Origin of the sequence: Streptomyces sp. NPDC014764, from assembly GCF_043082785.1 — a bacterium.
GTDB lineage: Bacteria > Actinomycetota > Actinomycetes > Streptomycetales > Streptomycetaceae > Streptomyces > Streptomyces althioticus.
Map to the genome: position 1 here is coordinate 1 of NZ_JBIBXY010000045.1, position 3094 is coordinate 3094.

At 50.8% G+C, this 3094-nt stretch carries 2 rRNA genes; both read left to right on the plus strand.

Annotated elements, in window-relative coordinates:
• A 16S ribosomal RNA gene (locus ACF1AG_RS34730) occupies window positions 1–443 on the plus strand; the annotation flags it as partial.
• Between the two features lie 206 nt (window positions 444–649).
• Window positions 650–3094: ribosomal RNA gene (locus ACF1AG_RS34735) — 23S ribosomal RNA — on the plus strand; the annotation flags it as partial.

The window sequence follows — 3094 nt, forward strand, 5'->3', positions numbered from 1 at the left end:
AACGAGCGCAACCCTTGATCTTAGTTGCCAGCATTTAGTTGGGCACTCTAAGGTGACTGCCGGTGACAAACCGGAGGAAGGTGGGGATGACGTCAAATCATCATGCCCCTTATGACCTGGGCTACACACGTGCTACAATGGATGGTACAAAGGGCAGCAAAACCGCGAGGTCGAGCCAATCCCATAAAACCATTCTCAGTTCGGATTGTAGGCTGCAACTCGCCTACATGAAGCTGGAATCGCTAGTAATCGCGGATCAGCATGCCGCGGTGAATACGTTCCCGGGCCTTGTACACACCGCCCGTCACACCACGAGAGTTTGTAACACCCGAAGTCGGTGGGGTAACCCTTCTGGGAGCCAGCCGCCTAAGGTGGGATAGATGATTGGGGTGAAGTCGTAACAAGGTAGCCGTATCGGAAGGTGCGGCTGGATCACCTCCTTTCTAAGGAAAAATGGATTTATTCCATTCATAGATTGTTGATAGTTTGTTGTTCAGTTTTGAGGGAGCAATTCCTCATGATATAAAATTGTTCTTTGAAAACTAAATCATATAGAAGAAAAACCAAGATAAAACCGAGTAATCGCCATCTTAGATTCTCTATGTAAATAGAAGAATTAGGGTAAAGAGTAACATCTTTAGCCAAATCAAGTTAAGTTAGAAAGGGCGCACGGTGGATGCCTTGGCACTAGGAGCCGATGAAGGACGGGACTAACACCGATATGCTTCGGGGAGCTGTAAGTAAGCTTTGATCCGGAGATTTCCGAATGGGGAAACCCACTATCCGTAATGGGATAGTATCGTTACTTGAATACATAGAGTAACTGAAGGCAGACCCGGGGAACTGAAACATCTAAGTACCCGGAGGAAGAGAAAGCAAACGCGATTCCCTTAGTAGCGGCGAGCGAAACGGGATTAGCCCAAACCAAGAGGCTTGCCTCTTGGGGTTGTAGGACACTCTACATGGAGTTACAAAGGAACGGGGTAGATGAATAGGTCTGGAAAGGCCAGTCACAGAAGGTAAAAACCCTGTAGTCGAAACTTCGTTCCCTCCTGAGTGGATCCTGAGTACGGCGGGACACGAGAAATCCCGTCGGAAGCAGGGAGGACCATCTCCCAAGGCTAAATACTCCCTAGTGACCGATAGTGAACCAGTACCGTGAGGGAAAGGTGAAAAGCACCCCGGAAGGGGAGTGAAATAGATCCTGAAACCGTGTGCCTACAAGTAGTTAGAGCCCATTAATGGGTGATAGCGTGCCTTTTGTAGAATGAACCGGCGAGTTACGATTACATGCAAGGTTAAGTTGAAGAGACGGAGCCGCAGCGAAAGCGAGTCTGAATAGGGCGATAGAGTATGTGGTCGTAGACCCGAAACCAGGTGATCTACCCATGTCCAGGGTGAAGTCCAGGTAACACTGGATGGAGGCCCGAACCCACGCACGTTGAAAAGTGCGGGGATGAGGTGTGGGTAGCGGAGAAATTCCAATCGAACTTGGAGATAGCTGGTTCTCTCCGAAATAGCTTTAGGGCTAGCCTCAAGGTAAGAGTATTGGAGGTAGAGCACTGTTTGGACTAGGGGCCCCCATCGGGTTACCGAATTCAGACAAACTCCGAATGCCAAATACTTATCCTTGGGAGTCAGACTGCGAGTGATAAGATCCGTAGTCAAGAGGGAAACAGCCCAGACCACCAGCTAAGGTCCCAAAGTATACGTTAAGTGGAAAAGGATGTGGAGTTGCTTAGACAACCAGGATGTTGGCTTAGAAGCAGCCACCATTTAAAGAGTGCGTAATAGCTCACTGGTCGAGTGACTCTGCGCCGAAAATGTACCGGGGCTAAACGTATCACCGAAGCTGTGGATTGACATCTATGATGTCAGTGGTAGGAGAGCGTTCTAAGGGCGTTGAAGCTAGACCGTAAGGACTGGTGGAGCGCTTAGAAGTGAGAATGCCGGTATGAGTAGCGAAAGATGAGTGAGAATCTCATCCACCGAATGCCTAAGGTTTCCTGAGGAAGGCTCGTCCACTCAGGGTTAGTCGGGACCTAAGCCGAGGCTGAAGAGCGTAGGCGATGGACAACAGGTTGATATTCCTGTACCACCTTATGAATCGTTTGAGCGATGGGGGGACGCAGGAGGATAGGGTAAGCGTGCTGTTGGATTAGCACGTCCAAGCAGTTAGGCTGGTAATGAGGCAAATCCCATTACCGTGAAGGCGGAGCTGTGACGGCGAGGGAAATATAGTACCGAAGTTCCTGATTCCACACTGCCAAGAAAAGCCTCTAGCGAGATTCAAGGTGCCCGTACCGCAAACCGACACAGGTAGGCGAGGAGAGAATCCTAAGGTGAGCGAGAGAACTCTCGTTAAGGAACTCGGCAAAATGACCCCGTAACTTCGGGAGAAGGGGTGCTCTTTTGGGTGCAAGCCCGAGAGAGCCGCAGTGAATAGGCCCAGGCGACTGTTTAGCAAAAACACAGGTCTCTGCGAAGCCGTAAGGCGAAGTATAGGGGCTGACACCTGCCCGGTGCTGGAAGGTTAAGAGGAGGGGTTAGCGTTCGCGCGAAGCTCTGAATTGAAGCCCCAGTAAACGGCGGCCGTAACTATAACGGTCCTAAGGTAGCGAAATTCCTTGTCGGGTAAGTTCCGACCCGCACGAAAGGTGTAACGATCTGGGCACTGTCTCAACGAGAGACTCGGTGAAATTATAGTACCTGTGAAGATGCAGGTTACCCGCGACAGGACGGAAAGACCCCGTGGAGCTTTACTGTAGCCTGATATTGAATTTTGGTACAGCTTGTACAGGATAGGTAGGAGCCTTGGAAGCCGGAGCGCCAGCTTCGGTGGAGGCATTGGTGGGATACTACCCTGGCTGTATTGACATTCTAACCCGCACCCCTTATCGGGGTGGGAGACAGTGTCAGGTGGGCAGTTTGACTGGGGCGGTCGCCTCCTAAAAAGTAACGGAGGCGCCCAAAGGTTCCCTCAGAATGGTTGGAAATCATTCGTAGAGTGTAAAGGCACAAGGGAGCTTGACTGCGAGACCTACAAGTCGAGCAGGGACGAAAGTCGGGCTTAGTGATCCGGTGGTTCCGCATG